At 72.8% G+C, this 24,924-nt stretch carries 21 protein-coding genes; 16 read left to right on the top strand and 5 right to left on the bottom strand.

Annotated elements, in window-relative coordinates:
• The first annotated feature begins 41 nt into the window (after window positions 1-41).
• The 5 genes from H508_RS0105555 (at window position 42) to H508_RS0105535 (ending at window position 4,980) form a co-directional block, all read left to right on the top strand.
• Window positions 42-395, top strand: coding sequence for a YraN family protein (locus H508_RS0105555; RefSeq protein ID WP_026373339.1), 354 nt, complete (start codon window positions 42-44; stop codon window positions 393-395).
• A complete protein-coding gene (locus H508_RS0105550; protein ID WP_026373338.1) occupies window positions 392-1,903 on the top strand; it encodes a YifB family Mg chelatase-like AAA ATPase in 1,512 nt (503 codons plus the stop codon). The genes H508_RS0105555 and H508_RS0105550 overlap by 4 nt, the downstream gene beginning before the upstream one ends.
• The gene (dprA, locus tag H508_RS0105545; protein ID WP_084155143.1) at window positions 1,900-3,105 is read left to right on the top strand and encodes a DNA-processing protein DprA; all 1,206 of its coding nucleotides are present in this window, start codon (window positions 1,900-1,902) and stop codon (window positions 3,103-3,105) included. The genes H508_RS0105550 and dprA overlap by 4 nt, the downstream gene beginning before the upstream one ends.
• Before the next feature lie 63 nt (window positions 3,106-3,168).
• Window positions 3,169-4,077 carry a metallophosphoesterase gene (locus H508_RS0105540; RefSeq protein WP_026373336.1) on the top strand — a complete coding sequence of 303 codons (909 nt, stop codon included), beginning with the start codon at window positions 3,169-3,171 and terminating at the stop codon, window positions 4,075-4,077.
• Window positions 4,078-4,980 carry a tyrosine recombinase XerC gene (locus tag H508_RS0105535; protein WP_026373335.1) on the top strand — a complete coding sequence of 301 codons (903 nt, stop codon included), beginning with the start codon at window positions 4,078-4,080 and terminating at the stop codon, window positions 4,978-4,980. It abuts the gene before it with no gap.
• Here the strand turns inward: H508_RS0105535 and H508_RS14750 are convergent.
• Window positions 4,953-5,465 (bottom strand): murein hydrolase activator EnvC family protein, encoded by a 513-nt coding sequence (locus H508_RS14750; RefSeq protein WP_051222811.1) that lies wholly within the window; start codon window positions 5,463-5,465, stop codon window positions 4,953-4,955. The genes H508_RS0105535 and H508_RS14750 overlap by 28 nt on opposite strands.
• A 264-nt stretch (window positions 5,466-5,729) precedes the next feature.
• Between H508_RS14750 and rpsB the strand changes: the two genes are divergently transcribed.
• The 8 genes from rpsB (at window position 5,730) to H508_RS0105490 (ending at window position 11,370) form a co-directional block, all read left to right on the top strand.
• On the top strand, window positions 5,730-6,581 hold the full coding sequence (rpsB, locus tag H508_RS0105525) for a 30S ribosomal protein S2 (protein ID WP_026373334.1): 852 nt from the start codon (window positions 5,730-5,732) through the stop codon (window positions 6,579-6,581).
• A 10-nt stretch (window positions 6,582-6,591) separates the two neighbouring features.
• Window positions 6,592-7,419, top strand: a complete 828-nt coding sequence (gene tsf, locus H508_RS0105520; RefSeq protein ID WP_026373333.1) for a translation elongation factor Ts — start codon at window positions 6,592-6,594, stop codon at window positions 7,417-7,419.
• 109 nt (window positions 7,420-7,528) lie between these two features.
• Window positions 7,529-8,242 carry a UMP kinase gene (gene pyrH, locus H508_RS0105515; protein WP_026373332.1) on the top strand — a complete coding sequence of 238 codons (714 nt, stop codon included), beginning with the start codon at window positions 7,529-7,531 and terminating at the stop codon, window positions 8,240-8,242.
• A 45-nt stretch (window positions 8,243-8,287) separates the two neighbouring features.
• Window positions 8,288-8,842: a ribosome recycling factor gene (gene frr, locus H508_RS0105510; protein WP_026373331.1), complete on the top strand. Its 555-nt coding sequence runs from the start codon at window positions 8,288-8,290 to the stop codon at window positions 8,840-8,842.
• 22 nt (window positions 8,843-8,864) lie between these two features.
• The gene (locus tag H508_RS0105505; protein ID WP_084155142.1) at window positions 8,865-9,794 is read left to right on the top strand and encodes a phosphatidate cytidylyltransferase; all 930 of its coding nucleotides are present in this window, start codon (window positions 8,865-8,867) and stop codon (window positions 9,792-9,794) included.
• Between the two features lie 29 nt (window positions 9,795-9,823).
• Window positions 9,824-10,372: a DivIVA domain-containing protein gene (locus H508_RS0105500; RefSeq protein WP_026373329.1), complete on the top strand. Its 549-nt coding sequence runs from the start codon at window positions 9,824-9,826 to the stop codon at window positions 10,370-10,372.
• A gap of 30 nt (window positions 10,373-10,402) precedes the next feature.
• Window positions 10,403-11,083, top strand: coding sequence for an aggregation-promoting factor C-terminal-like domain-containing protein (locus tag H508_RS17365; RefSeq protein ID WP_156906003.1), 681 nt, complete (start codon window positions 10,403-10,405; stop codon window positions 11,081-11,083).
• The gene (locus H508_RS0105490) at window positions 11,083-11,370 is read left to right on the top strand and encodes a hypothetical protein (RefSeq protein ID WP_026373327.1); all 288 of its coding nucleotides are present in this window, start codon (window positions 11,083-11,085) and stop codon (window positions 11,368-11,370) included. The genes H508_RS17365 and H508_RS0105490 overlap by 1 nt, the downstream gene beginning before the upstream one ends.
• Window position 11,371: 1 nt before the next feature.
• On the opposite strand, the gene H508_RS0105485 is transcribed toward H508_RS0105490, so the two are convergent.
• Entirely contained in the window at window positions 11,372-12,439 is a 1,068-nt protein-coding gene (locus H508_RS0105485) for an AI-2E family transporter (RefSeq protein WP_026373326.1), read from the bottom strand.
• Between the two features lie 206 nt (window positions 12,440-12,645).
• Between H508_RS0105485 and H508_RS0105480 the strand changes: the two genes are divergently transcribed.
• Window positions 12,646-14,577, top strand: a complete 1,932-nt coding sequence (locus tag H508_RS0105480; RefSeq protein WP_156906002.1) for a DUF8094 domain-containing protein — start codon at window positions 12,646-12,648, stop codon at window positions 14,575-14,577.
• Complete coding sequence (locus H508_RS0105475; protein WP_026373324.1) at window positions 14,577-15,515, top strand: tetratricopeptide repeat protein; 939 nt, start codon at window positions 14,577-14,579, stop codon at window positions 15,513-15,515. Before H508_RS0105480 ends, H508_RS0105475 begins: the two co-directional genes overlap by 1 nt.
• Before the next feature lie 472 nt (window positions 15,516-15,987).
• On the opposite strand, the gene glgB is transcribed toward H508_RS0105475, so the two are convergent.
• Together glgB and H508_RS14740 are read right to left on the bottom strand one after the other, a co-directional pair.
• A complete protein-coding gene (glgB, locus tag H508_RS14745) occupies window positions 15,988-18,189 on the bottom strand; it encodes a 1,4-alpha-glucan branching protein GlgB (protein ID WP_084155141.1) in 2,202 nt (733 codons plus the stop codon).
• A complete protein-coding gene (locus H508_RS14740) occupies window positions 18,186-20,177 on the bottom strand; it encodes an alpha-1,4-glucan--maltose-1-phosphate maltosyltransferase (RefSeq protein ID WP_084155215.1) in 1,992 nt (663 codons plus the stop codon). The genes glgB and H508_RS14740 overlap by 4 nt, the downstream gene beginning before the upstream one ends.
• Before the next feature lie 74 nt (window positions 20,178-20,251).
• Here H508_RS14740 and glgP point away from each other — a divergent pair, with 74 nt between their 5' ends.
• Window positions 20,252-22,792 (top strand): alpha-glucan family phosphorylase, encoded by a 2,541-nt coding sequence (gene glgP, locus H508_RS0105460; RefSeq protein WP_026373323.1) that lies wholly within the window; start codon window positions 20,252-20,254, stop codon window positions 22,790-22,792.
• Here the strand turns inward: glgP and H508_RS14735 are convergent.
• Window positions 22,777-24,915 carry a glycogen debranching protein gene (locus H508_RS14735; RefSeq protein WP_156906001.1) on the bottom strand — a complete coding sequence of 713 codons (2,139 nt, stop codon included), beginning with the start codon at window positions 24,913-24,915 and terminating at the stop codon, window positions 22,777-22,779. The two genes, glgP and H508_RS14735, sit on opposite strands and share 16 nt — an antisense overlap.
• Window positions 24,916-24,924 lie beyond the last annotated feature (9 nt).

The following is a 24,924-nucleotide window of genomic DNA, read 5'->3' as shown; positions in this document are numbered from 1 at the left end:
GCTCGCGCGCCCGACGCGCGAGCTCCGCTTTCCTCTCGCCCATGCGGGCGAAGGATGAGCTGGGGCTCGACGGCGAGGCCGCCGCGAGCGTGCACCTCGAGCGCGCGGGCATGCGCATCGTCGACCGGCGCTGGCGCTGCCCGCACGGCGAGATCGACATCATCGCCCTCGACGGCGAGACGCTCGTCTTCGTCGAGGTGAAGACGCGCCGCGGCACGGAGTTCGGGCATCCCTTCGAGGCGATCACGCCCGACAAGGTGCGGCGGCTGCGCACCCTCGTGGGCGTGTGGCTTGGCGAGCACCGCCACCGCGGGCCGATCCGCATGGACGCGGTCGCGGTCATCGCGCCGCGATCGGGGCGCTGGCGCGTCGAGCACCTGCGGGGCATCGAGTGAGCGGCTTCGGCCGCGCGGCGTGCATCGCGCTGCAGGGGCTCGCGGGCGTCGGCGTGCAGATCGAGGTGCACGCCGCGAGCGGGCTGCCGCGCGTGCACATCGTGGGGCTGCCCGATCGCGCCGTGCAGCAGGCGCAGCACCGCACGTGGAGCGCGATCGCGCGCGCCGGCCTCACCCCGCCGCACGGCAAGACCGTCATCAACCTCACGCCCGCGTCGCTGCCCAAGGCCGGCACGCACTTCGACCTCGCGATGGGCATCGCCGTGCTGCGAGCGATGCGCGTCGTGCCGCCCGACGACGGCGAGACGGCGCTGCTCGGCGAGCTCGGGCTCGACGGGCGGCTGCGACCCGTCGCAGGCACGCTGCCGCTCGCCCGGGCCGCGGCCGAGGCCGGCATGACGCGCGTGGTGGTGCCGACCGCGTCGGTCGACGAGGCCTCGCTCGTGGCCGGCGTCCGCGTGCTCGGCGCGCCGAGCCTCGCGCACGCCGCTGCGCTGCTCGGCGCCGAGCTCGACCCGGAGCCCGTCGAGCCCGTGCCGGCGGCCGCGCCCGTGCCGCGCACGCACGCGGACCTCGACCTCGCCGACGTCGTCGGCAACCGCGACGCCGTCGAGGCGCTCGAGATCGCGGCCGCCGGCTCCCACCATCTGCTCATGGTCGGGCCGCCCGGCGCCGGGAAGACGATGCTCGCCATGCGGCTGCCGGGGATCCTGCCGCCGCTCACCGAGCAGGAGGCGCTCGAGGTCGCATCGCTGCGCTCGCTCGCGGGCGAGCCGCCGCCATCGACGCTCGACGTGCTACCGCCGTTCGAGCATCCGCACCACTCGGCCACCGCGGTCTCGCTCGTGGGCGGCGGATCGGGCACCATCCGGCCCGGCGCCGCCGCGCGCGCGACGCACGGCGTCCTCTTCCTCGACGAGGCGCCGGAGTTCCCGCGCACCGTGCTCGACATGCTGCGCCAGCCGCTCGAGTCGGGCACGATCACGATCCACCGCGCGGCGGGCGTCGCGACCTTCCCGGCCCGCTTCCAGCTGCTGCTCGCCGCCAACCCGTGCCCGTGCGGCCTCTTCGGCAGCGGCGACTGCACGTGCCCGCCGCAGCAGCGCCGCCGCTACTTCAGCCGGCTCTCTGGCCCCCTCCTCGATCGCGTCGACCTGCAGGTGCGCGTCGACCGGGTGCTGCCAGGCGCCGACGGCGCGCGACGATCGAGCGCGGAGGCGGCTGCCCGGGTGGCCGACGCGAGAGCGCGCGCCGCTCGTCGGCTCGCGGGAACCCCGTGGCGGGCGATGGGCCACGTGCCTGGGCCGTGGCTGCGGCGCAACCTGCCGCTCGGGCGGGAGCTCCTGCAGCCGCTCGAGCAGGCCGTCGAGCGCGGCGCCCTCACGATGCGCGGGCTCGACCGCGCCGTGCGCGTGGCGTGGACGATGGCCGACCTCGACGGCGACGACGGGCCGTCGCGCACGCACGTCGGGGGCGCGCTCGCACTGAGGAAGGGGATCCCCGCATGAAGCCGTACCGCATCCAGCTCGACCGGCTCAGGGCGGCCGTGGTGCCGACCATGCCGTCTGGCGTCGAGTCGACCGACGCAGAGGTCGTGGCCCGCTTCGCGGCCGGGGCGTGGACGGTGCTGCCCGAACCCGGCGACGGCGCGGTCGGCGTCGCTCGCGAGCTCGTCGGCGATGTGCGCGCGCTCGAGCTGCTCGTCGAGGGTGCTGGCGCGGCGACGTGGGCCGACGAGCTCGCCGACGCCGAGGCGGCGCGAGCGGTCGCGGCGGGCGTCGAGCGCTGGCGGCCGCGGCTCGAGGCCGAGCGGATCCTTGCCGCCTTCGCGCAGGGCGCCGCCTTCGGGCAGGTGCTGCTCACGCGCGCCGATCCCAGCTGGCCGACGGCCATCGACGACCTCGGGCCGCATGCTCCCGCCGGACTCTGGGTGCGCGGCGATCCGGCGATGCTCGAGCGTTGCGAGCGCTCGGCCGCGCTCGTCGGCTCGCGCGCATCGTCGGGCTACGGCGAGCTCGTGACCGGGCAGCTGGCCGCAGGGCTCGTCGATCGCGGGTTCGCGGTCGTCTCGGGCGGCGCCTACGGCATCGACGGCACGGCGCACCGCTCCGCGATGGCGGCGGGCGGCACGACCGTCGCGGTGCTCGCAGGCGGACTCGACCGCTTCTACCCGGCGGGCCACGACGAGCTGCTCCACCGCGTCGCCGCGGCGGGCTGCGTCATCGCGGAGGCGCCGAGCGGCGTGCCGCCCACGCGATGGCGGTTCCTCGCCCGCAACCGACTCATCGCGGCGCTCGCGAGCGCGACCGTCGTCGTCGAGGCGGGGAGCCGCTCGGGGTCCATCAACACCGCCGGGCACGCCGCGGCGCTCGGGCGGCCGCTCGGCGCGGTGCCCGGGCCTGTGACCTCCGGCGCGAGCACCGGCTGCCACCGGCTGCTGCGCGACTACGGAGCGACGGTGATCGAGCGAGCCGAGCACATCGTCGAGCTCGTCGACGGCCCGGGTGACGAGCAGCTCGCGATCGGCGGACTCTCGAGCGACGAGCTGCGCGTGCTCGACGCGCTGAGCGCGAGGGCGGCGCGCGACATCGACGAGCTCGCGGTGCGCACCGGCATGGCGCGGGGCGAGGTCGTCGCGAGCGTCTCGCTGCTCGAGCTCGGCGGCCGCGCGATCGAGCGCGGCCACGGGTGGGTGAAGGTCGCGACTTGAACGATCAAGGGCCGCTCCGGCGCGCTCGGGCGCCGGGGATGGGCGCATGGCTAGCCTGAGCGCGTGACCTACGGCATGCATCCGGACGCGGCGGTCGTGATCGCCCACCTCAGCGACACGCACCTGCTCGCGGGCGGTGCGCCGCTCGCGGGACTGGTCGACACCGAGGCCCACCTCCGCGATACCGCGGCGCGACTGCGCGTCGCGGCCGCCGATGCCGACGTCATCGTCGTCTCGGGCGACGTGGCCGATCTGGGGGAGCCCGCCGCGTACGCGCTCGCGCGCGAGATCCTCGAACCGGTCGCGGCGGAGCTCGGCGCGCCGATCGTCTGGACGGCCGGCAATCACGACGAGCGGCCCGCGATGCGCGAGGCGCTCAGCCTCGGCGGGGCGCCGCTCGACCCGATCGACTCGATCGTCGAGGTGGGCGGGTTGCGCGTCATCGCGCTCGACTCGAGCCTGCCCGGTTGGCACCACGGCGGCTTCGACGAGGGGCAGGCCGAGTGGCTCGCCGACGCGCTCGAGGACCCGCCCCCGCTCGGCGCCGTGCTCGTCATGCACCACCCGCCGCTGCCGTACCGGACTCGGCTCATGCGGCTGCTCGAGTTCCGCGACGAGGAGCGGCTGCGCGAGGTGGTCGACGGCGCCGACGTGCGCGCGATCCTCTCCGGACACCTCCACATCGGCGGGTCCGGCACGTTCGCCGAGGTGCCGGTCGTGCTCGCGAGCGCGACGAGCTACGCCGATGACCTCGCCGGCCCGCCGCCCGCGATGCACGGGATCGACGCGACGCAGTCGTTCAACCTCATCGAGGTCTACGCCGATGCGATCGCGCACTCGGTCGTGCCAGCGCTGCCGCAGGAGTCGCGCGAGACGGTGCCCGCCGAGCTCGCGCGCGCAGTCGACGCGCTCGACCCCGCCGAGCGGCTCGACCGCTTCAGCCGCAAGCCTGCTCCGGCGGACGGCGCCTGAATGGACCTCGCGGAGGCGATCGAGGGCTACCTCGCCCACCTCGCGCGCGAGCGCGGCTACTCCGCGAACACCGTGCGGGGCTACCGCGGCGACCTCCGGAGCCTCGAGGAGCACTGCGGGCGCGCCGGCATCCGCGATGCCGCTGACGTCGACCTCGACGCGCTCCGCGACTGGCTCTTCGCGAGCGCCCAAGCGGGCATGGGCAAGTCCACCATCGCGCGGCGATCGGCCGCGGCGCGCGGGTTCAGCCGGTGGCTCGCCGCGCACGGCGGCGACGACGTCGCGGCGCGGCTGCGCACGCCGAAGCGCGATCGCCACTTGCCTCGCGTGCTCTCCCGGCAGGCGATCGACGCCGTGCTGGCGTCGCTCCACGCAGCGGCTGCCGAGGGCGACGCGACGGCGCTCCGCGACGTCGCCGTCGTCGAGCTGCTCTACGCGAGCGCGCTGCGGGTCAGCGAGCTCGTCGGGCTCGACGTCGACGACGTCGACCTCGAGCGGCTCACCGTGCGCGTCACGGGCAAGGGCTCGAAGGAGCGCGTCGTCCCCTTCGGCCGGCCCGCGCTCGACGCGGTCGTCGACTGGCTCCGCAGCGGCCGGCCGCAGCTCGTGAGCGCCGCGCGCTCGCAGCCGGCGCTCTTCCTCGGCGCCCGGGGCGGCAGGCTCGGGCAGCGGCGGGTGCACGAGCTCGTGACGTCGCTCCTCGAGGCGACGCCGGGCTCGGGCCCGCACGGGCCGCACACCCTCCGCCACACCGCGGCGACGCACCTCCTCGACGGGGGCGCCGACCTCCGCGCGGTGCAGGAGATGCTCGGCCACTCGAGCCTCGGCACGACGCAGATCTACACGCACGTCTCGCTCGAGCGCCTCGCCGAGGCCTACCGCACCGCCCACCCGCGCGCTTGAGCGCACCCGCGCGCCCGAGCGCATCCGCGTGCCAGGGTGCGCTTGCCGCCCCGCATGGGCAGCAGCACCGGCCGCTCGACGCCGAGGAGCGGCAGCGGGTCGACGTACTGCCCGGCGAGCCGCGCCCCGACGTGCAGCCTCGTCGCGCCCGGCACGTGGCCGGGCAGCAGCGTGCCGATCCGCTCGCCCCGGCGCACGGCATCGCCGCGCGCGACGGCGGGCTCGACCGGCTCGAAGCTCGACACGAGCCCGCCCGCGTGCTCGATCGAGACGACCGGCCGGCCGGCGACCGGGCCGGCGAAGCGCACCGTGCCGTCGTCGGGCGCGACGACCGCCGACCCCGGTGCCGCCTCGAGGTCGATGCCGCGATGCCCGGGACCGTAGGGCCCGGCCGCCATGTCGAACGCGCGCGCCACGACCGCCGGCTCGACCGGCCACGCCCACGGCGCGACGGCGAGCGCGAGCAGGATCGCGAGGGCGCGCATCCCGACAGCGTGCCGCGGAGGGCGGCGGGGCGGGGCGGATGCGCGCGGCACCGGTGGAGAACGCACCCGCGACGGCGGGCCCCGCGGCGTGTAGCATGGGAGGGCGTCGCCTCTCGGCGATGACTACGCGCGCCCGTCGCGACGACACCCCCGTTGGTCCAGCTGCTCAGCCCCGTGCTCGAGCGCCTGGTGGTGGTGCGTCAGGGCGCCAGGGGCTCGGCCGACCGGTCGAGCCGGCAACCAGAACAGAAGAAGGAGGCGGCCATGGCCGTCGTCACGACTCGCCAGCTGCTCGACAGCGGCGTGCACTTCGGGCACCAGACCCGACGCTGGAACCCCAAGATGAAGCGATTCATCTTCACGGAGCGCTCCGGCATCTACATCATCGACCTGCAGCAGTCGCTCGCCCACATCGACAAGGCGTACGACTTCGTCAAGGAGACGGTCGCCCACGGCGGCAGCGTGCTCTTCGTCGGCACCAAGAAGCAGGCGCAGGAGTCGATCGCCGAGCAGGCGACGCGCGTGGGCCAGCCCTACGTCAACCAGCGCTGGCTCGGTGGCCTGCTGACGAACTTCAACACGGTCTCGAAGCGCCTGAGCCGCATGAAGGAGCTCGAGGAGCTCGACTTCGAGGACACGACCCAGGGCTACACGAAGAAGGAGCTGCTGCTCAAGAAGCGCGAGCTCCTCAAGCTGCAGAAGTCGCTCGGCGGCATCCGCAACCTGCAGCGCACGCCGTCCGCGCTCTGGGTCGTCGACACGAACAAGGAGCACCTCGCGGTCGACGAGGCGAAGAAGCTCGGCATCCCGATCATCGCCATCCTCGACACGAACTGCGACCCCGACGACGTCGCCTACCCGATCCCGGGCAACGACGACGCGATCCGCTCGGTCGCGCTGCTGACGAAGATCGTCGCCGACGCGGCCGCCGAGGGCCTCATGCAGCGCCACGGCGGCGGTGCGGACGCCGAGGTCGAGCCGATGGCCGAGTGGGAGCGCGAGCTGCTGGAGCAGGCGAACGCCGAGCAGGCCGCCGCGCCCGCCGCCGAGGAGGCGCCGGCCGAGGCGCCCGCCGCCGAGACCACCGAGGACGCCACCGCGTCCGAGTCGAACTAAGGAGCAGCGCATGGCCAACATCAGCATCGCCGACCTCAAGATGCTGCGCGAGCAGCTCGGCACCGGCATGAGCGACACGAAGGCGGCCCTCGAGGAGGCCGGCGGCGACGTCGAGAAGGCGACCGAGATCCTCCGCCTCAAGGGCGCGAAGGGCAACGCGAAGCGTGCCGACCGCTCCACGAGCGAGGGCCTCGTCGCCGTCGCCGAGGGCGAGGGCGCCGTCACGATGATCGCGCTCGGCTGCGAGACCGACTTCGTCGCGAAGAACGAGAAGTTCATCGCGCTCTCGGAGCGCGTCGTCGCGGCGGTCGCCGCCGCGGGCGCTGCCGACCTCGAGTCGGCGCTCGCCGCGCCGGCCGAGTCGGGCACCGTCAAGTCGATCATCGAGGAGCAGGCCGCCACCATCGGCGAGAAGGTCGAGCTCACGAAGGTCACGCGCGTCGAGGGCGACCAGCACGCCGTCTACCTGCACCGCACGTCGAAGGACCTGCCCCCGCAGGTCGGCGTCGTGGTCGCCTACTCGGGCGAGGACGCCGAGACGGCGCGCGCCGTCGCGCAGCACATCGCGATGTTCGACCCGACCTTCGTCTCGCGCGACGAGGTGCCGGCCGAGCAGGTCGAGAAGGAGCGCGAGCTCGTCTCGGAGATCGCCCGCGGCGAGGGCAAGCCCGAGGGCGCCCTCCCGAAGATCATCGAGGGCCGCCTCAACGGCTTCTTCAAGCAGATCGTCCTGCTCGACCAGGACTACGCCCGCGACAGCAAGCAGACCGTCGGCAAGGTCCTCGAGGCCGCCGGCCTCACGGTCACCGGCTTCGCGCGCTTCAAGGTCGGCGCGTAAGCAGCACGCACGCATCACGGGAGGGCCGGGGGAGACCCCGGCCCTCTCGCGTTCCCGCTCGCGGTAGGCTTCTGAGGGCCCGCCGGGGGTCACGATCCAGGAGGAGTCCATGCCAGCACAGTCGCGCCGCCGAGTCCTCCTGAAGCTCTCGGGCGAGTCGTTCGGCGGCGGCAGCCTCGGCGTGAACCCCGACGTCGTCGCCTCGATCGCCAAGCAGATCGCCGAGGCGGCCGAGACCGTCGAGGTCGCGATCGTCGTCGGCGGCGGCAACTTCTTCCGGGGGGCCGAGCTCAGCCAGCGCGGCATGGATCGCGGCCGCGCCGACTACATGGGCATGCTCGGCACGGTCATGAACTCCCTCGCGCTGCAGGACTTCCTCGAGCAGGCGGGCGCCGAGACGCGCGTGCAGTCGGCCATCCAGATGACCCAGGTCGCCGAGCCGTACATCCCGCGCCGCGCCGAGCGCCACCTCGAAAAGGGCCGCGTCGTCATCTTCGGCGCTGGCGCCGGACTGCCCTACTTCTCGACCGACACCGTCGCGGCGCAGCGCGCCCTCGAGATCGACGCCGACCAGGTGCTCGTCGCCAAGAACGGCGTCGACGGCGTCTACAGCGCCGACCCGAAGCTCGACGCGACCGCCACCCGCTTCGACGAGATCACCTACCAGGACGCGCTCGTGCGCGGCCTCAAGGTCGTCGACTCGACGGCGTTCAGCCTGTGCATGGACAACCGGATGCCCATGCGCGTCTTCGGCATGGACGGCGACGGCGCGCTCGCGAAGGCGATCCTCGGCGAGCCGGTCGGCACGCTCGTGCGCGCCTGATCCCGCGGTTCGCGCACTAGAATCCACAGCAACGGAAGGAACCACGTGATCAGCGACGTTCTGGCTTCGGCCAAGGAGAAGATGGCGCAGTCGATCGAGGTCGCGAAGGACGACTTCCAGACGGTGAGCGCCGGCCGCGCCAACCCGGCGCTGTTCCAGCGCCTCAACGTCGAGTACTACGGCACGCCGACGCCGCTCATGCAGCTCGCGTCGTTCCAGCAGCCCGAGGCGCGCGTGCTCGTCATCACGCCGTTCGACAAGTCGGCGCTCAAGGAGATCGAGCGCGCGATCGTCAACGCGCCGCACCTCGGCGTCACGCCCTCGAACGACGGCCAGATCGTGCGCATCACGATGCCCGAGCTCACGGCCGAGCGCCGCAAGGACTACGTGAAGATCGTCAAGGACAAGGCGGAGCAGGCCCGCGTCGCCATCCGCAACGTGCGCCGCCAGGCGATGACCGACCTCGACAAGCTCACCGGCGAGGTCGGCGACGACGAGATCGCGCGCGCCGAGAAGGAGCTCGAGCAGATCACCAAGCAGGCGATCGAGGGCGTCGACGAGGCGCTCAAGAAGAAGGAGGCCGAGCTCCTCGAGGTCTGATCGAGGGCTCGGGAGGCGACGGATGCGCAAGGAGCATCGCAGCGCTGCCGAGATCGACGCCCAGATCCAGGCGCAGATCCACGCGGCCAGGGATCAGATCGAGGCGGCCCGCGCGCGCGTCAACAAGCGCACGGGTCGCGATCTCGCGGCCGCGATCGGCATCGGCCTCCTGCTCGGCGGCCTGCTGCTCGCGAGCCTGCTGTGGGTCAAGACCCTCTTCATGCTCCTCGGCACCGTCATGGTCGGGTTCGCGCTCTACGAGCTGGCGAGCGCCCTGCGGTTCGCCGGCCGCGACGTGCCGCGCATCCCGCTCGTGCTGCTCGGCAGCGCGATCGTCCCGATCACGTGGTACTTCGGCGCCGCGGGGCTGTGGTGGTCGACGCTCGGCGCGATCGCGCTCGTCGCGCTCGTGCGCGTGCTCGAGCTCGCCGACGTGCGCACCCGCACCGGCGCATCCGCCGTCTTCGCCGACGTCACCGGCGGCGCGCTCTGCATCGCCTACGTCGCGGTGCTCGGCAGCTTCGCCGTGCTGCTGACCGCGCAGGAGGGCGGCCAGTGGTGGACGCTCGCGATGATCGCGATGACGAGCGTGATCGACACGGGTGCGCTCGCCGCCGGCGTGCTGCTCGGCAAGCACAAGCTCGCCCCGCGCATCAGCCCCGGCAAGACGTGGGAGGGCCTCGCAGGCGGGGCGCTCGCCGCGACCCTCGCGGGCATCGCGCTCTCGGTGTGGCTGCTGGGGCAGGAGTGGTGGTTCGGCCTCATCCTCGCCGCGCTCCTCGTCGTCACCGCGACGGTCGGCGACCTCGCCGAGTCGATCATCAAGCGCGACCTCGGCATCAAGGACATCGGGTCGTTCCTGCCGGGCCACGGCGGGTTCCTCGATCGGCTCGACTCGATCCTGCCGAGCGCGGTCGTCATGATGGCGCTCTTCCAGGTGGTGCACGCCTGACGCGAGCCGCCCCTGGCATGATGGTGACGATGAGCACGTTCCCGAGGGCGAAGCGGTCGCAGCCCGGCTACGACATCGAGCAGGTCGAGGACTTCCTCGAGGATGCTCGACGGGCCTACGCGACCGACGCCCGCGCGGCCACGGCGATCGACTCGTCGAGCATCCGGCGCACGAGCTTCCCGATGCAGAAGGGCGGCTACTCGCCCGCGCACGTCGACGCGGCGCTCGAGCGGCTCGAGGAGGCGTTCGCGCGGCGCGAGCACGAGCGCGGCATCGCCGAGCACGGCGAGGAGGCCTGGTACGCGCAGATCCGCGAGCGCGCCGTGCAGGTGCTCGCGCAGCTGCGCCGTCCCGACGGCGAGCGGTTCCGGCGCGTGAGCCGCATCTCGCGCGGCTACCGGGTCGCGGAGGTAGACGCGTTCGCGCTCCGCATCGCCGACTACCTCGAGGACGGGCCCGACATGTCGGCCCGCGAGGTGCGCACCGCCCAGTTCGACGCCCAGTTCGGCGGCTACGACGAGGACGAGGTGGATGCGCTGCTCGACTCGGTCGTCGGGCTCATGCTGGCGGTGCGCTGACCCTCGCACCCTCGGCGTCGTTACCATTCCGTGATAACGTCGATCCTCGTGTTCACCCGATCTGCCACCGCTTCCGCGCGCTCGACGCGCACTCGCGGCATGCTCTCGGGCGTCTCGCTCGTCGCCGCCGCGGGCTTCGTGCTCGTCTCCGTCGCCGCGAGCCCTGGCGCGCAGGTCGCCGCCGAGCCGGCGACCCTGCTGAGCGAGCCGCGACCGGGGCAGGAGCTCGGCGAGGTCACCGGCGAGCACGCGTCGCTCGTCCGCGACACGATCGTCGTGCACACCCCGACGCCGACGCCGACCCCGACGCCCGAGCCGGCGCCCGCCGCGGCCGCCCCGGCTGCCGGCGGTGGCGGCGGCACGGCGGCGCGCGCGGCGGTGCCGATCCCGGCGGTCGCCGCGCCCGACCCCGGCTCCGCGCAGGCGATCGCGCGCCAGATGGTGCTCAGCCGCGGCTGGGGCGAGGACCAGTACTCCTGCCTCTACTCGCTGTGGCAGAAGGAGTCGAACTGGAACGTCTACGCGCAGAACCGCTCGAGCGGCGCGTACGGCATCCCGCAGTCGCTGCCCGGCTCGAAGATGGCCTCGGCCGGCGCCGACTGGCAGACGAACCCGGTGACGCAGATCACCTGGGGCCTCGGCTACATCTCCGGCCGCTACGGCACCCCGTGCGCCGCGTGGGGCCACTCGCAGCGGGTCGGCTGGTACTGATGCCCTCGCGGCGGCCGTCCCGTCGCCGCACCGCCGAGCACGTGCCGCTCGACGTCGAGCGGCTCATGCAGGGCGTGCGGCGCGTGGAGCGCCGAGCGGGCGGGGAGTGGCACGTGCAGCCGATGGCCGCGCACGCCGCGCTCAAGGACTACTCGTGCCCCGGCTGCGGCCAGTCGGTCGCGGCGGGCACCGCGCACGTCGTCGTCTGGCGGGCCGACTCGATCTTCGGCGAGCGGGCGATCGAGGACCGCCGCCACTGGCACACGGGCTGCTGGCGCGCCGCCTGAGCTACTTGAGGTCCTGCTTCGGGATCACGACTTCCTTCAGGATCAGCTGGATCGCCGCCGCGACCGGGATCGCGACGAGCGCGCCGAGGATCCCGAGCAGCGTGCCGCCCGTGAGTGCCGCGAGCACGACGACGACGCCCGGCACCTTCACGGCGCGGTTCATCACCTGCGGGCTGATGACGTAGGCCTCGAGCTGCATGTAGACGAGGTACCAGATCGCGACCGGCAGCGCCGTCTGCGGTCCGTCGAGCAGCAGCACGAGCAACGAGATGACGACGGATGCGGTGATGGTGCCGACGAGCGGGATGGTCGAGGCGATGAGCGCGATGAAGGCGTAGACGCCCGCGAGCTCGGAGCCGACGATCGAGAGCACGATGAGCGAGAGCGTGCCGTTCAGCAGGCCGAGCGCGCCCTGGCCGAGCACGAAGCGGCCGACGGACTTCATGATCTGCTCGGCGATCTCGATGAACTTCGGCCGCGACGACGCCGGCACGAGCCGGTACATGCCCGACTTGATCGCCGGCAGGGAGCCCGTGAAGTAGAGCATGAGCACGACGACGATGAGGCCGCCGCCGATCGCGAACGCGACCTGCCCGACGCTCGCGACGATCGAGCCGAGCACCTCGGCCATCCACGGCGGCAGCGACGACCACGTGTTGAAGTCGGTGAGCGCACCGCCGAGCTGATCGAGCGTGCCGTCGACGTCGAACGCCGGGAACGTGTCGCGCACCCAGTCGAGCACGCTGTCGAGCAGGCCGCTCTCGACCTCCTGGACGATCGCCTGCACGAGCAGGGAGAACTGCGAGATGATCGTCGGCACGATGAGCCACCCGGCGCCGACGAGGGCCGCGACGATCACGATGAAGATCAGCAGCACCGCCGCCCAGCGCGGCACGCGGCGGCGGATGAGGAACTGGATGACCGGCTCGACGCCGAGCGCGAGGAATATGCCCGCGAACGCCCAGACGAGCACGGTGCCGATCTGCTGCACGGCCGCGCCGATGGCGATCGCGAGGAGCACGCCGAGGCCGCCGAGGAGGCCGAGCACGAAGGCGTTGCGGATCTTCACAACCGCATCCTAGGCGGACGCTCGGGGCCGCTCCCTGCACGCCGCGCGGCCGCCCGGGTGCGACCCGTGGGAGCGGGCTTGGCAGCACCCAGGGAGCGTCGGTACCCTGGAGGCTTGCCCGCTCTGCGTCGTCCGGCCGGACGGCCCGCCGCATCCCGCGGCGAGCGTGAAAGGACCTCTGACCCGTGCGATACATCCTCGCGGCCGTGAGCCTCGTGATCTCGCTCGTGCTGCTCGGCCTCGGCATCGGGCAGCGCACGATCTGGGCACCGCCGGAGACGATCGTCGCGCAGGTGGCCGAGCCCACCGAGTCGCAGGTCGTCGTCATCCCGGGCGAGGCGATGAACGCGCACGACGGCGTGCAGACGCTCACCGTCGAGGGCGAGGGACCGGTCACCGCGGTCGTCGGCCGCTCGCACGACGTCGAGGGCTGGATCGGCGAGAGCGCGCACGCGATCGCGAGCGTCGACGAGACCGACGCCCTCGTGCTCGACGAGCAGCGCGGCGACGAGGAGCCGCTGCCCGCGATCGCCGGCAACGACATGTGGATCGAGGAGGCGCAGGGCGAGGGCTCGCTCGAGCTCACGATCGACCTGCCGGTCGGCTACGCGGTCGCCATCACGGGCGCGCCCGGGGAGGCCGCTCCCGCCGCGATCGGCGTCGCGTGGCCGTTCGACGCGAAGACGCCGCTGTTCGGCCCCCTCATCACCGCCGGACTCGTGTTCCTCGCGCTCGCGCTGCTGTTCCTGCTGCTCGCGCTCCGGCACCATCGCCGCCGACGCGGCCCGCAGCGCCGCAGCCACCGCGAGCTCTCGCGCGCCGAGCGCCGCGCGCTGCGCCGCGAGGCGCAGGAGGGGCTGCCGCTGCCCGCGAAGCGCATCTCGCCGGCGACTCCCGGTGGGGAGCGCGGCGCGATCGAGGCGGATGCTTCGACGCCGTCGAGCGAGGACGCCGCGTCGGAGAGCTCGCCTGGTCCCGACGCCGAGCCGGGTGCCGCGGCGTCCGCGCCCGAGGCCGGGACCGCATCCGCCCCCGACGCCCCCGAGCGCGAGTCGGGCACGCGCGAGCGCCGCGCGACGCGCTCGCGCCGCGGCCGCTTCGGCCTCGTCGCGCTGCCGGTCGTCGCGATCGTCGGCCTCACGGGCTGCGGACCGCAGTACTGGCCGAGCGGCGAGTCGGAGGCTGTCCCGACGGACGCGCCGACGCCCTCGACGCTCGAGGAGACGCTCCCGCCCGTCGCCCTGACGGAGAACCAGTTCGACCGCGTGCTCGAGTCGACGCGCGAGACGGTCGCCGAGGCCGACGCGGCGCTCGACGCCGGGATCGCCGAGCGCCGGCTCGCCGGGCCGATGCTCGAGGCCCGCAGGACGAACTACCAGGTGCGCTCGCAGAACGCCGAGCTCGCGGAGGCGCCGGGCATTCCCGACGGCGACGTCGAGCTCCTGCTGCCGCAGCAGACGGAGGTGTGGCCGCGCTCGGTCATGGCCGTCGTCGGCTGGCAGGACGGTGCGCAGGCGCAGTCGGCGCTCATGTTCCAGCAGCCCGACGCGCGCTCGAACTACCGGCTCGTCTACATGATGACGCTCGCCTCGGGCGTGCAGCTGCCGGCCGTCGCGAGCCCGACGATCGGTGCCGCGAGCCTGCCGGGCGACACCCCGCTGCTGCTGCACCAGCCGAACGAGATCACCGCCGCGTACGCCGACGTCATCCTGAACGGCGCGGAGTCGCAGTACAACGCGTGGTTCCGCGAGGAGGGGGATGCGCTGCGCGCCGAGATCGGTCGTCCCGCGAAGGACGCGATGCGCGCGCTGCCGGAGTTCGAGCTCTCGAACCTCGAGTGGAGCGTCGCCGAGGACGAGCAGGCGCCGATGCTGCTCGTGACGAACGAGGGCGGCGCGCTGCTCGCGACGTCGTTCCTCGAGACGCAGCGCACGACGCCGAGGGAGAGCGGCGTCGAGATCGAGGCGCAGGCCGGTGCGGGCATCCTCGCCGGCGTGCAGCAGTCGGACACCGGGATCGAGACGACCTACCAGATCCAGGTGCTCTTCTCGGTGCCGCCGGCCGATGCGCCGGAGGGCACGCAGATCCAGGTCGTCGGCTACAGCCAGTCGCTCGTCAGCGCAAGGGAGGTCCAGTGATGTCGGAGGCTCGACTGCCAGCGTCGATGGGGGGAGCGGTCGACCTGTCGGCCCTCGCCGCCCGCCACGAGCAGCCAGTGACCGCGCCCGCGAGCGGCGGAGCGCCCGCTGGGGTGCCGAGCGCGATCATCGACGTCACCGACGCGGACTTCGCGCAGGTCGTCGAGCTCTCGAACCGCGTGCCGGTCATCATCGACATCTGGGCCGAGTGGTGCGGGCCGTGCAAGCAGCTCTCGCCCGTGCTCGAGCGCCTCATCGAGGGCCACGGCGGCCGCCTCGTGCTCGCGAAGGTCGACGCCGACACCAACCCGCAGCTCGTGCAGGCGTTCAACGCGCAGTCGATCCCGACGGTCGCGGCTGTCATCGGGGGCCGGCCGGCGCCGCTCTTCACCGGCGCGCTGCCGGAGGAGCAGGTGAAGGACGTCCTCGAGCAGGTGCTCGCGTTCGCCGAGGAGCAGGGCATCACGGGGCGCGTCCCCGTCGGCGACGGCGAGGAGGCTCCCGCGGAGCCCGCGCTCGAGCCGGTGCCGCCGCTGCACCAGGAGGCGTACGACGCGCTCGAGACCGGCGACCTGCCGGCCGCGATCGCGGCGTTCGAGAAGGCGATCGCGCAGAACCCGCGCGACGCGGAGGCGATCGCCGGCCTCGCGCAGGTGAGCCTGCTCTCGCGCCTGCAGGGCAAGAGCGCCGACGAGGTGCGCGCGGCCGCGGCCGCGGATCCGCGCGACGTCGAGGCGCAGATGCTCGCGGCCGACCTCGACCTCTCGGGCGGCCACGTCGAGGATGCGTTCCTGCGGCTGCTCGAGCTCATGGCGACCCTGTCGGGCGACGAGAAGCAGGACGTGCGACTGCGGCTCCTCGACCACTTCGAGATCGTCGGCCTCGACGACCCGCGCGTGGTCGCGGCCCGCAAGCGCCTCACCGCCCTCCTCTACTGACGCCCGCCGGGCCGGCTGCGGCTCGAGTGGCGCCTCCGGCAGGTGAGTGGCGCCTCCGGCAGGTGAGTGGTGCCTGCGGCAGGTGAGTGGTCAACTCAGCGCGTGAGCGGTCAGTCCAGCGCGTGAGTGGTCAGTCCGGGATGTGAGTGGTCAGCCCGGGATGGGCTCGGCCACGCCTGCACGTGAGCAGTCGTTCGCGCTCCAATCGACCGTCCACGCGCGGAGTGACCACTCAGACGCGGAAGTGACCACTCAGACGCGGAAGTGACCACTCAGACGCGGAAGTGACCGGTCAGACGCGGAAGTGACCGGTCAGACGCGGACGTGACCACTCAGACGCGGGAGGCGCCACTCAGACGCGGGAGGCGCCACTCAGACGCGGGAGGCGCCACTCAGACGCGGGAGGCGCCACTCACGTGCGGGAGGCGCCACTCACGAGCGGGCGACGCCACTCGGACGCGGGTGGCGGCGGTCACTTCGTGGGGGAGGCGGTCGCCTCGTTCGCGGCAGCGGCCGGGGCGGAGACGGGCGCTGCCTTCGGCTTCAGGAGCAGGCCCGCGAGCGGCGGGATCGTGATCGTCGCCGACGCGGGCCGGCCGCCCCACGGCTCGTCGACCGCGTGGACGGTGCCGAGGTTGCCGACGCCGGAGCCGCCGAACTCCACCGCGTCGGAGTTCACGACCTCCTCCCACTCGCCCGCGAACGGCAGCCCCATCCGGTAGCCCTCGATCGGGCGACCCGAGAAGTTGACGATCGCCGCGACCGGGTCGCGGTCGGCGCCCCAGCGCAGGAACGCCACGACGTTGTCGGAGGAGTTGCCGCCGTCGATCCATTCGAAGCCGCCCGGCTCGTTGTCGCGCAGCCAGAGCGCCTCGGTCTCGCGGTAGACGCGGTTGAGCTGCCCGACGAGCGACATGAGGCCCTGGTGCACCGGCTGGTCGAGGATCCACCAGTCGAGGCCGCGCGCCTCGCTCCACTCGCTCGGCTGCCCGAACTCCTGCCCCATGAACAGCAGCTGCTTGCCGGGGTGCGCCCACATGAACGTCAGGTAGGCGCGCACCGACGCGAGCTTCTGCCACTGGTCGCCCGGCATCTTGTTCAGCAGCGACCCCTTGCCGTGCACGACCTCGTCGTGGCTGATCGGCAGCACGAACTGCTCCGAGAACGCGTAGAGGAACGAGAACGTGATGTCGCCGTGGTGGTGCGAGCGGTACAGCGGATCGACCGCCATGTACTGGAGCGTGTCGTGCATCCAGCCCATGTTCCACTTGAGCCCGAAGCCGAGCCCGTCGACGTCGGTCGGCTTCGTGACGCCCGGCCACGAGGTCGACTCCTCGGCGATCATGACGATGCCGGGGCAGCGGCGGTAGACGGTGGCGTTGACCTCCTGCAGCAGCGAGATCGCCTCGAGGTGCTCGCGCCCGCCATGCACGTTCGGCAGCCACTCGCCGTCCTTGCGCGAGTAGTCGAGGTAGAGCATCGAGGCGACCGCGTCGACGCGCAGCCCGTCGATGTGGAACTCCTCCATCCAGTAGACGGCGTTCGCGACGAGGAAGTTCTTCACCTCCGGCCGGCCGAAGTCGAACACGTGCGTGCCCCAGTCGGGCTGGTCGCCGCGTCGCGGGTCGGGGTGCTCGTAGAGCGGCCGGCCGTCGAAGCGCGCGAGCGCCCACTCGTCCTTCGGGAAGTGGCCAGGCACCCAGTCCATGATCACGCCGTAGCCGGCGCGGTGCAGCCGGTCGATGAGGTAGCGCAGGTCGTCGGGGTGGCCGAAGCGGCTCGTCGGCGCGTAGTAGCCGGTCACCTGGTAGCCCCACGAGCCGCCGAAGGGGTGCTCGGCGAGCGGCATGAACTCGACGTGCGTGAAGCCCGTGACCTCGAGGTGCTCGATGAGCGCGTCGGCCATCTCGCGGTAGTCGAGGCCCGGCCGCCACGAGCCGAAGTGCAGCTCGTAGACCGACATGGGGGAGTTGTGGGGGTCCCGCGCGGCCCGGGACCGCATCCACTCGTCATCGCTCCACGCGAAGCGGCTCGTGCCGATCTTCGACGCGGTCGCGGGCGGCACCTCGGTGTAGCGCGCCATCGGGTCGGCGCGCGTCACCCAGCCGTGGTCGGTGAGGATCTCGTACTTGTAGGCGGCGTGCTCGAGCTCGCCCGGCACGAACAGCTCCCAGACGCCGCTCGCGCCCATCGATCGCATCGCGTGGCCGCGGCCGACCCAGTCGTTGAAGTCGCCGATGATGCGCACCGCGTGCGCGTTGGGCGCCCAGACCGCGAACGCGGCGCCCCGCACCCCCTCGTGCTCGCGCAGCCGCGAGCCGAGCACCTTCCACGCCTGCTCGTGCCGGCCCTCGCGCCACAGGTGCAGATCGAGCTCGCCGAGCGTCGGCGTGAAGCGGTACGGGTCCTCCGACTCCCACGAGCCGCCGTCGCCGTACGTCGTGCGCAGGCGGTAGGGGCGGATGGGGCCGGTCACGGTCGCCTCCCACACCCCGTGCCCGAGGTGCGCCATGGGCGTCTCGGCCTCGCCCACGACCGCGACGGCGTCGGCGAGGTGGCGCACGGCGCGCACGAGGTGCGTGTCGGCGTCGATCGGATGCGCGCCGAGCAGGTCGTGGGGCAGCGGATGCGCGCCCTCGGCGAGGCGGCGGAGGGTTGCGTCGTCGAGCATCATGCCTCCGATCGTCGTACGTGGATGATGTGCGCCGGCTCCACGAAGGCGTCGAGCCGCACGAAGTTGTGGTCGCTCCACGTCCAGGTCTCGCCGGTGATGAGGTCGTGCGCCTCGAACCGGTCGCCGGGCTTCAGGCCGAGCTTCGTGAGGTCGAGGTGCACCGTCGTCTGGCGCGCCGAGTGCGGGTCGACGTTCGCGACGACGATGACCGTGTCGTCCTCGCCCGACTCCGTGAAGCGGCCCTCGACGCGCTTCGAGTAGACGAGGATCGCGTCGTCGTCCGACCAGTGCACGTCGAGCGCCCACAGCTGCCGGATCGCCGGGTGCTGCGCGCGGATCTCGTTGAGGCGCGTGATGTACGGCGCGATCGTCGTGCCGTTGCGCTCCGCCTGCTCCCAGTCGCGCGGCTTGTACTCGTACTTCTCGTTGTCGATCGCCTCCTCGGCGCCGGGCCGCGCGACCGCCTCGATGAGCTCGTAGCCCGCGTACATGCCCCACGTCGGCACGGCCGTCGAGGCGATCGCCGCGCGCACCTTGAACGCCGGCACGCCGCCGAACTGCAGGTACTCGGTGAGGATGTCGGGCGTGTTGACCCAGAACGCGGGCTTGAACCACGCGGCCTGCTCGCCCGTGACCTCCCGCAGGTACTCCTCGAGCTCGGCCTTCGTGTTGCGCCAGGCGAAGTACGTGTAGGACTGCTGGAAGCCGACCTTGCCGAGCGCCTGCATGACCGCGGGCCGCGTGAACGCCTCGGCGAGGAAGACGATGTCGCCGTGCTCCTCGTTCACCTCGCGGATGATGCGCTCCCAGAACCACAGCGGCTTCGTGTGCGGGTTGTCGACGCGGAAGATGCGCACGCCGCACGCGATCCACTGGTCGATGATGCGCCGCACCTCGGCGACGATCCCCTCGGGGTCGTTGTCGAAGTTGACGGGGTAGATGTCCTGGTACTTCTTCGGCGGGTTCTCGGCGAACGCGATCGAGCCGTCGGGGAGGGTCGTGAACCACTCAGGATGCTCGGCGACCCACGGGTGGTCGGGCGCGGCCTGGAGGGCGAGGTCCATCGCGACCTCGAGCCCGGCATCCGCCGCCTTCGCCACGAACGCGCGGAAGTCGTCGATCGTGCCGAGGTCCGGGTGGATCGCGTCGTGACCGCCGTGCTTCGAGCCGATCGCCCACGGGCTGCCCGGGTCGCCCGGCTGCGGCGTGAGGGTGTTGTTGCGGCCCTTGCGGTTGACCTCGCCGATCGGGTGCACGGGCGGCAGGTACAGCACGTCGAAGCCCATCGCCTTGACGGCCGGGAGGCGCTTCGCGGCGGTCTCGAACGTGCCGGAGCGCCAGGAGCCGTCGCTGCGCCGCTCGGCGCCCTCGGAGCGCGGGAAGAACTCGTACCAGGCGCCGACGGCCGCCCGCGTGCGCTCGACGCGTAGCTCGAGCTCGGCGGATGCGGTCTCGAGCGACCGCGGACGGTTGCGGTCGACGGCCTCGAGGAGGGCGGGGTCGTTGACCGCGGCCCAGCGCTCCAGGATCGGCGTGCGGTCGTCGCCGATCGCCTTTGCCGCGCGCGTGAGGGCCGTCCGGTCCGCGCCGGTCGCGATGCCGGCCGCGCGCGTCAGCAGCTGCGCGCCGATCGTCGCCATGAGCTCGGTGTCGATGCCGGCCGGGATCTTGATCTCGGCGTTGTGGTGCCACGTCGCCCACTCGTCGGCCCACGACTCGACGTGCCATCGCCACGTGCCGCGCTCGTCGACCTGCGCGAGCGCCTGCCAGCGGTCGAAGCCGTCGAGCAGGGGCTCCATCGGCACCCGCCGCTCCCGCCCCGAGGGGGAGCGCAGCACGAGCGTCACGCCGATGCGGTCGTGTCCCTCGCGGAACGCGACCGCGCGGAACGGGATCACGTCGCCCTCGACCGCTTTGGCGGGGAACGTGTTGCCCGGCTGCTGCGGGTACAGGTCGAGCACCGGGATCCGGCCGGTCAGGACATCCATCTGCTTCGCCACGAGCACAACCTACCCACCGCGCCTGCAAGCACGCGGACAGTCGCCGACTAGGCTCTGGACTCGTGAGAGCGATTCGCAAGTTCACCGTCCGCACGTCCCTCCCCGAGCGCCTGCGCCGCCTCGAGCAGCTGGCCTCGAACCTGCGCTGGTCGTGGCACGAGCCGACCCGCGAGCTCTTCCGCGAGATCTCGCTCGAGGGCTGGCGCGCGACCGGGCACGACCCGCTGCAGCTACTGGGCTGGGTGGGCACCGAGCGGCTCGAGCAGCTCGCGGCCGACGACGCCTTCGTCGCCCGCGTCGACGCGCTCGCCGACGAGCTCGACGACTACCTGTCGCAAGCGCGCTGGTACCAGTCGCTCGAGGACGTGCCCGAGTCGATCGCGTACTTCTCGCCCGAGTTCGGCATCACGAGCGCGCTGCCGCAGTACTCGGGCGGCCTCGGCATCCTCGCGGGCGACCACCTCAAGGCCGCGAGCGACCTCGGCGTGCCGATCGTGGGCGTCGGACTCTTCTACCAGGCCGGTTACTTCAAGCAGGCGATCTCGCGCGAGGGCTGGCAGCAGGAGGCCTACCCGGTGCTCGACCCCGACGGGCTCCCGCTGCTCATCCTGCGGCAGCCCGACGGCACGCACGCGACGGTCTCGATCGCGCTGCCCGGCGGCCGCACCCTCCACGCCCGGATCTGGCAGGCGACGATCGGCCGCGTGCCGCTGCTGCTGCTCGACACGAACATCCACGAGAACGACGACGACCTGCGCGGCGTCGCCGACCGGCTCTACGGCGGCGGCGGCGAGCACCGGCTGCAGCAGGAGCTGCTGCTCGGCATCGGCGGTGTGCGCGCCCTCGACGTCTACAGCGAGCTGACGGGCGCGCCGAAGCCGGGCGTCTTCCACTCGAACGAGGGCCACGCGGGCTTCCTCGGCGTCGAGCGCATGTCGCAGCTCGTCTCGCGTGAGGGGCTGAGCTTCGACGAGGCGCTCGCGGTCGTGCGCGCCGGCACGGTCTTCACAACGCACACGCCCGTCCCCGCCGGCATCGACCGCTTCGACGTCGACCTCGTGCGCCGCCACCTCACGGGCGAGCTCGTGCCCGGCATCGATGTCGATCGCGTGCTCGCGCTCGGCCGCGAGAGCGACCCGAACATCTTCAACATGGCGCAGCTCGGCTTCTCGATCGCGCAGCGCGCGAACGGCGTCTCGAAGCTCCACGGCGCCGTGAGCCGATCGATGTTCCAGGACCGCTGGCCCGGCTTCGACACCGACGAGCTGCCGATCACGTCCGTGACCAACGGCGTGCACGCATCCACCTGGACCTCGCCCGTGCTCAAGCACCTCGCCGAGCGCGAGCTCGGCACGCTCGACACGACGCGCTGCGACTGGGCCTCCGACGCCGTCTCGGACGAGACGATCTGGGCGGCGCGCAACGAGATGCGCCGGCAGACGATCGAGGATGCGCGCGCCCGCACGCGCGTCAAGCACGAGCGCAACGAGGGCGTCGCCCCGCGCTGGATCGACGCGATGCTCGACCCCGACGTGCTGACGATCGGGTTCGCGCGCCGCGTGCCGACCTACAAGCGGCTCACGCTCATGCTCCACGACCGCGACCGCCTGCGGGCGCTGCTCACGCACCCCGAGCGCCCCGTACAGCTCATCATCGCGGGCAAGTCGCACCCGGCCGACGAGGCTGGCAAGGGCCTCATCCAGGAGCTCGTGCGCTTCTCGCAGGAGCCCGAGGTGCGCGGCCGCATCGTCTTCCTCGAGAACTACGACATCTCGATGGCGAAGTCGCTCTACCCGGGCTGCGACGTGTGGCTCAACAACCCGCTGCGGCCGCTCGAGGCGTGCGGCACGTCGGGCATGAAGGCTGCGCTCAACGGCTCGCTCAACCTGTCGATCCTCGACGGCTGGTGGGACGAGTACTTCGACGGCAAGAACGGCTGGGCGATCCCGTCGGCGCACGAGCAGATGGATGCGGCGCAGCGCGACGCGTTCGAGGCCAACGCGCTCTACGAGATCATCGAGCACCAGGTCGCGCCGCGCTTCTACGAGCGCGACGAGCGCGGCCTGCCGACCGCGTGGATCGAGTCGATCCGCCACACGCTCGCGACCCTGAGCCCCGAGCTCTCGGCCGAGCGGATGCTCGCCGAGTACGTCTCGCGGCTCTACGCGCCGGCGGCGCGCGCCTCGGCGCTCGCGACGGCCGACGGCCACCGGGCGGGGCGCGAGCTCGCGGCGTTCACGGGGCGGATGCGGGAGTCGTTCGGGCGCATCGAGGTGCGCCACGTCGAGGTCGAGGGGGTCGACACGCCCCCGATCATCGGCGACACCGTGCTCGTGCGCGCCTACGTCGCGCTCGACGGCATCCCGGAGTCGGACGTCAAGGTCGAGGTCGTCGCCGGCAGGATCACCGAGGAGGGGGAGCTGCGCAGCACGCGCCGCTACGCGCTCGAGCCCGTCGCGGTCGAGGGCGACGCGCACCGCTTCGAGGTGCAGGTGCAGCTCCCGGTCGCCGGCACCTTCGGCTACACCGTGCGCGTCGTGCCGCAGCACCCGATGCTCGACTCCGAGGTCGAGCTCGGCCTCGTCGCCTACGCGAAGGGCTGACCGCTCGGGGAGCCCTGCTCGGTCGTCGGGGCCGACGGCGGCGTGCGGTAGCGCGCGACCGTCGGCTCCGGCGCTCCGGCCGCGGGCATCCCGTGCACGGCGTAGACGCGGAGGCTCATCGGCGTGATCGAGATCTCGCCGCCCGGCGCGACGAGCTCGTCGCCCGCGCCGTCGAGCGCCGAGTCCCACAGCAGCTCGAAGCCGGTCGCGCCGTCGGCCTCCGGCACGACGACGATCCGCTCGCGCGGCGAGCCGTGGAAGACGACGAGCACGCGCGAGTAGGGCTCGTCGACCGACGTCGACTCGGCGAGCATCTGCAGCGTGCGCTCCTGCGAGTGGTCCCAGTCGTCGATCGTCATGTGCAGCCCGGCCGCGTTGTACCAGTCGAGGCGCGAGGCGCCCGCGACGCGCTGCCCGCCCTGGCCGTACTCGCGGGGCCGGAGGGCCGGGTGCTCGCGCCGCAGCCGCAGGAGGCGCTTCGTCTGCTCGAGGAACGCGTCCTGCCAGTCCTCCCGCTCCCACCGCATCCACGTCAGGGCCGAGTCCTGGTTGTAGGGGTTGTTGTTGCCGCGCTGGGAGCGACCGATCTCGTCGCCCATCGTGAGCATCGGGAGGCCGGCCGAGACGAGCAGCGTGCCGAGCAGGTTGCGCATCGACTTCCGGCGGTCGAGCTCGATGCCGATGTCGTCGCTCGGCCCCTCGACGCCGTGGTTGAAGGAGCGGTTGTCGTCGGCGCCGTCGCGGCCGTCCTCGCCGTTGGCCTCGTTGTGCTTGCGGTCGTAGCGCACGAGGTCGGCGAGCGTGAACCCGTCGTGCGCGGTGATGAAGCTGACGCTCTCGACGGGTCCGCGCTCGGAGGCGAACAGGCCCTCCGAGCCCGAGACGGCGTGCGCGAGCGGGCCGACGCCCGTCGCGCCGTCGCCGCCCTGCCGGAAGGAGCGGTAGTCGCTGAGCCAGAACTGCCGGGCGGTGTCGCGGAAGCGGTCGTTCCACTCCGAGAAGCCGGTGGGGAAGCGCCCGGTCTGCCAGCCGTCGGGGCCGATGTCCCACGGCTCGGCGATCATCGTCGCCCCCGAGAGCGCGGGGTCGGCGAGGATGCGCTGGAGCAGCGGGTGCCGAGGGTCGAAGGCGCCGTCGGTGCCCCGCCCGAGCGTGACCGCGAGGTCGAAGCGGAAGCCGTCGATCTGCATCTCGCGGTGCCAGTAGCGCAGCGAGTCGAGCACGAGCTCCTGCGCGGCGGGCTCGGAGGCGTCGAGGGTGTTGCCGCAGCCGGTCCAGTCGATGGGCCGTCCTTCGTCGTCGAGGCGGTAGTACGACGCGTTGTCGATGAGCCGCAGGCTCGACGGCGGGCCGTCGGCGCCCTCCTCCGACGTGTGGTTGTAGACGACGTCGAGGAAGACCTGCAGCCCCGCCTCGTGCAGCAGGCGCACCATGCCCTTGACCTCGCGCAGCACGCCGCCCGTGCCGTCGAACTGCGCTTGCCGCGAGGCGTAGGCGCTGTGCGGCGCGAACCAGCTGAGCGAGTTGTAGCCCCAGTGGTTGACCCTGCCCTGGCGGATCAGGCGCTGCTCGGAGACGAACAGGTGGATCGGCAGCAGCTGCACGGTCGTGACGCCGAGCTCCTGCAGGTACCGGATGGTCGACGGATGCGCGAGGCCCGCGTAGGTGCCGCGGAGCTCGGGCGGCATGTGGGGGCTCAGCTTCGTCATGCCCTTGACGTGCGCCTCGTAGATCACCTGCCGGTCGCGGCGGACGCGCGGCCGCGGGGCGTCGCCCCAGTCGAAGGCGTCGTCGGTGACCGTCGCGCGGTGCTGGCCGTGGGGCGTGCGCACGATGCCGCGCGCGTGCGGCGGGATGGCGTTCCGCGCCGGATCGAAGGCGTGCCGGGGCCCCACCGGCCCCTCCACGCCGATCGCGTACGGCGTGCCGACCTGCAGCAGCTCGGTGTCGATCGTGAACTCGTCGCCGACGCGCTCCATCGGGAGCGCGTGCAGCAGCCAGTCGGGGTCGCCCGCGTCGAACACCCGCAGCTCCATCGCCGTCGCGTGGCGCGACCAGACGGTGAGCCGGTGGCCGATCGCGGTGGGCGCGATGCCCCGCACCCGCTCGTCGCCCGCACTCACGCGCTCTAG

It is taken from the genome of Agrococcus lahaulensis DSM 17612, assembly GCF_000425105.1.
Taxonomy (GTDB): Bacteria; Actinomycetota; Actinomycetes; order Actinomycetales; family Microbacteriaceae; genus Agrococcus; species Agrococcus lahaulensis.
The sequence above is the reverse complement of the archived record's forward strand: the minus strand, read 5'-3'. Positions and strand labels throughout refer to the sequence as shown.

What these genes read in the sequence shown, in the direction of transcription:
- H508_RS0105555 (WP_026373339.1), top strand. Translation starts at nt 42, where the DNA reads ATGCGGGCGAAGGATGAGCTGGGGCTCGACGGCGAGGCCGCCGCGAGC.
- dprA (WP_084155143.1), top strand. Translation starts at nt 1,900, where the DNA reads ATGAAGCCGTACCGCATCCAGCTCGACCGGCTCAGGGCGGCCGTGGTG.
- H508_RS0105535 (WP_026373335.1), top strand. Translation starts at nt 4,078, where the DNA reads ATGGACCTCGCGGAGGCGATCGAGGGCTACCTCGCCCACCTCGCGCGC.
- H508_RS14750 (WP_051222811.1), bottom strand. Translation starts at nt 5,465, where the DNA reads ATGCGCGCCCTCGCGATCCTGCTCGCGCTCGCCGTCGCGCCGTGGGCG.
- rpsB (WP_026373334.1), top strand. Translation starts at nt 5,730, where the DNA reads ATGGCCGTCGTCACGACTCGCCAGCTGCTCGACAGCGGCGTGCACTTC.
- tsf (WP_026373333.1), top strand. Translation starts at nt 6,592, where the DNA reads ATGGCCAACATCAGCATCGCCGACCTCAAGATGCTGCGCGAGCAGCTC.
- pyrH (WP_026373332.1), top strand. Translation starts at nt 7,529, where the DNA reads ATGCCAGCACAGTCGCGCCGCCGAGTCCTCCTGAAGCTCTCGGGCGAG.
- H508_RS0105505 (WP_084155142.1), top strand. Translation starts at nt 8,865, where the DNA reads ATGCGCAAGGAGCATCGCAGCGCTGCCGAGATCGACGCCCAGATCCAG.
- H508_RS0105500 (WP_026373329.1), top strand. Translation starts at nt 9,824, where the DNA reads ATGAGCACGTTCCCGAGGGCGAAGCGGTCGCAGCCCGGCTACGACATC.
- H508_RS0105490 (WP_026373327.1), top strand. Translation starts at nt 11,083, where the DNA reads ATGCCCTCGCGGCGGCCGTCCCGTCGCCGCACCGCCGAGCACGTGCCG.
- H508_RS0105475 (WP_026373324.1), top strand. Translation starts at nt 14,577, where the DNA reads ATGTCGGAGGCTCGACTGCCAGCGTCGATGGGGGGAGCGGTCGACCTG.
- glgB (WP_084155141.1), bottom strand. Translation starts at nt 18,189, where the DNA reads ATGATGCTCGACGACGCAACCCTCCGCCGCCTCGCCGAGGGCGCGCAT.
- H508_RS14740 (WP_084155215.1), bottom strand. Translation starts at nt 20,177, where the DNA reads ATGGATGTCCTGACCGGCCGGATCCCGGTGCTCGACCTGTACCCGCAG.